Source organism: Mesorhizobium sp. (genome assembly GCF_024509055.1).
Taxonomy (GTDB): domain Bacteria; phylum Pseudomonadota; class Alphaproteobacteria; order Rhizobiales; family Rhizobiaceae; genus Mesorhizobium.
This window is the reverse complement of record NZ_JANINM010000177.1, coordinates 1-3,507: the sequence shown is the minus strand read 5'-3', so window position 1 is coordinate 3,507 and position 3,507 is coordinate 1. Positions and strand designations below refer to the sequence as shown.

The window sequence follows — 3,507 nt, the reverse complement described above, 5'->3', positions numbered from 1 at the left end:
TGGTGAGCGGCATTGCCGGATGGGGTGCGGGCGTGGGTGTCGGAGCGGCCGGATGGATCGGCGCGTGGCAATGCGGCGCATCCTGAAGGATCGTATCGCCCATACGCGCCGCATTCATGTCGACACCCCCCCTTTGCCGCGCGTATCCGTCCTCTTGATCAGGCGCAATATATTCCAACCCGCCTCGCGGCGATAGCCGACCTCGTCGGCCACGGTCCTGACGAAATGAATGCCCAGGCCACCGACTTCGCGCTCGGCAAGCTCCGAGGTAAGGTCAGGAGGTAGGATTCCCAGCGGATCGAACGGCGAGCCGTCGTCGCGGATCTCTATCGACAGGCAATTGCCGGCAAAGGAAATTTCCACATCTATGGTATGGCGCGCGCCGTCTCTGAAGGCGTAGCTGATCACATTGGTGAGGATTTCGTCGGCTGCCAGATCGATGCCGTCGACCGCCTGCGGCTCGATGCCGTGAAGCGCGCAGAAACGCTCGATCGCGGCAAGCGTGCGCGGAATTTCCGCAAGATCATTGGCAAGCGTGACCAATTCGATATTCGGTGGGTGCGCCGCGCGCTTGTAGAGGACGATGCCCGCCACCGCGCCACCCGCGGCGTTTGAGAGAATGCGCTCGGCCACCGTCGAAACGGCAGCCGTGGCAGTTTCGACGGTGACGGGCACATCGCCAAACGCGCCTACAGTCAGCCGCAGCGACATTCCCGGCGCGAGGGCGGCCAGCCCGGGCGGCAAGGGACGGCTATCATCGGACCGGACTTCTCCGCTTCCCGAAACCGCCTGGATCGACCGGCCAGTCTGCAGGTCGAGCATGACGACGGCGCCGTCTATGTCGCCGACCCGGCCGAGGCGCAGGCATGTCTGGAGCGCGTTGCCGGGGTCGCGGGACCTGGCCAGCGCGGCACGGAGAAGCTCCTTCAGCGCGGCGCCGGACATCGCTCCCTCAAGCCCACCCAGCGGTAGGCGTATGACGGCGAACGCGACGGTACAAGGGTCGAGCCAGAACGTATCGTAGTAGCAGGTGCTGCCGGCGTCTATGGCGAGGGCGGCCGCGAATTCGACCTCTCGACGCAACGGAAAGGGCTGCGGCAGTAAGGCCAGGCCGATGGAACGCGCAAGCTCGTTTTTAGTCGCTCCGTCGGACATCGCACTCGTCTTGTCAGCGTCCGCAGAGGCTGGGGCCGGATTGCCGCCGCGGGGAGAATATGGCGATTACCACTGACTTTGGTTTGCGCGTCAAGCCGAGATCGTTCAATGTGGACGCGAGACGTATCGGGATCCAATCTGAAATGAACATTACTGAAAACCGTCGCGACGGAGTCCTGATCGTCGTCCCGATCGGACGGATCGACAGCAACACGTCGCCGGAATTCGGCAGGCACATGAATGCAGTCATAGATCGTGGAGACGTCAACATAGTCGTCGATATGGCGGGGCTTGAATACATCAGCAGCACCGGCCTTTCGGTTTTCCTGTCCTCTGCCAAGAAGATAAAGGCGGCAGGGGGGCGCATGGCGCTCAGCGGCCTCAACAGCCGCATCCGCCTGGCATTTGAGATGAGCGGGTTCCTGCGCCTCTTTCCCGTCTTCCAGAACGTCGACGCTGCCGTCGCCGGGTGACATCGGTCGGCCACCGATCACGGAGGCTTCTTGCCGGCAATGAGCTATGCACAGGTCTAGTTTTCGGACTAACGTGCGTCTTTGACTTCGCGGGGCAAATCATCCAAAAGAATGCATGGGCGTGGTCGTGCTTGAGCACGGGCGAAGAGGGCGCGCATCAATGCATATCGGAGGCAGGCGGCAAGTAAGCGCAACGCAGCCGCGCAGCGCTTCCTCTGATGAGCGGGACTGCAATCGGCGTCGGCAGGCGCGGGACGCTCCCGGCGGTCCGCCGTCTGCAAGTCGCGCCGGGTTCGGCGAGGTTGGTCGCAGATGAGACGCACAGCCTGCGTGCTATGTCTTGCCCTGGTCCCTGGTCTTCTCGCGCATGACGGCCAGGCATTTGCCCAGGAGACCAGCGCCGGCAACGTGCTGCCAAGAATAGAGCAGGGCAGCGCCGCCCAGAACGCCGCTCGTCGGAAAATACTGTTTGCGAAAATGATGGCCGAACCGGCCAACCTTGAGATCGCGTTCGAATATGCGTCGCTCTCCGCCCAGGCCGGAGATCTGGAAAGCGCGATTTCCACGCTGGAACGCATGCTCATCTTTGCGCCTGACGAACCACGCCTTCAACTGGAACTGGGGGTGCTTTATTATCGGCTCGGCTCCTATGACGTGGCCAGGAACTACCTGAACGCCGCGCTTAAAGCTCCGAATATTCCGATCTCGGTCAAAACGCGGGTCGATTCCTATCTGACGGAAATCCGCGACCGCACGGCGATCGATCGTTTCAACGGTGCAGTCGTCTTCGGAACGCGCTTCCAGTCCAATGCCAACGGCGGCACGCGCAGCGATACACTCAACTTAGGATGGTTTAATTTACCTTTGCCCGACGACGTAAAGGCGGATTCCGACTTCAACGCTTTCATGTTGGGCAATTTCCTCTATTCCCACGATCTGGCCTCGCAGGGCGACCGGTTCGACGTGCAGCTTCTGACCTACGGCACGCTCTACGGGGAGCATCATGAGATCAACACAGCGTTGGCGGAACTGACCTTCGGGCCGGTGTTCAGCCTTGACCGGTTCGATCTCGACCATACCGATTTCGGCATCTACGGCATATTGGGCGGCGTCACGCTGTCGGGTGATCCTTACCAGCTGAGCGGCGGCGGCGGCGTGATGCTTGACAAGGCGTTCACGCGCGACACACGAGCCCGGCTCCAGATTGAATACCGGCATCAGGGCTATCGCGACTCGGAACTGCGCCCGAACGCGTCGGACCATACCGGCAACGACATCCGGGTCGTCGGCAGCCTGAGCCATCAACTGACGGACCGGTTAGCCGTCTTTGCCTCCGTCGAAGGCGAGCGGCAATATGCCCGGCAGGACTATGCAAGCAATCGGCAGATCGGGGCGATTATCGGAGGCACCTATCTGCTGGATCCGCCGATCGGCGAGGGTTCGCAGCCCTGGACGGTCGGCCTCAGCTTCGGCGCCATCGACTGGCGCTTTGACGGTCCTGACCCGACCATGTTCACGACCACCGATGACCGCCATGACGCCGAGGCGTTCGTGCAAGGATCCCTGACCATTCCCCTGCGCAGCAACTGGTCGGTTCAGACCGTGCTCGGCTATCGCAACGTCCGTTCGAACGACGAGATCAACGCCTTCGACGACGTCAGTGTTTCACTCGGCTTGATGAAGAGCTTCTAGGAGCGGCCATGCGGATCGAGGTGCTTTCCATCGCCCTTTGCCTGCCCTTCCTTAATTGCGCCGCCTTCGCCCAGCCTGTCGGCACGGCGGCCGCGGTCAACCAGAGCGCGCACGGGACGGCTCCACAACAGCCGGTCCGCACGATCACAATCGGCGACAACATCATTCACGACGAACGGATAGAAAC

At 61.9% G+C, this 3,507-nt stretch carries 3 protein-coding genes; 2 read left to right on the top strand and 1 reads right to left on the bottom strand.

Annotated elements, in window-relative coordinates; translation table 11 throughout:
- Window positions 1-114 precede the first annotated feature (114 nt).
- Window positions 115-1,155, bottom strand: a complete 1,041-nt coding sequence (locus tag Q0L57_RS08360; protein WP_296741024.1) for an ATP-binding protein — start codon at window positions 1,153-1,155, stop codon at window positions 115-117.
- 59 nt (window positions 1,156-1,214) lie between these two features.
- Here Q0L57_RS08360 and Q0L57_RS08355 point away from each other — a divergent pair, with 59 nt between their 5' ends.
- Window positions 1,215-1,628 carry an STAS domain-containing protein gene (locus Q0L57_RS08355; RefSeq protein ID WP_296741022.1) on the top strand — a complete coding sequence of 138 codons (414 nt, stop codon included), beginning with the start codon at window positions 1,215-1,217 and terminating at the stop codon, window positions 1,626-1,628.
- Between the two features lie 312 nt (window positions 1,629-1,940).
- A complete protein-coding gene (locus Q0L57_RS08350; protein ID WP_296741021.1) occupies window positions 1,941-3,320 on the top strand; it encodes a tetratricopeptide repeat protein in 1,380 nt (459 codons plus the stop codon).
- Window positions 3,321-3,507: the final 187 nt, after the last annotated feature.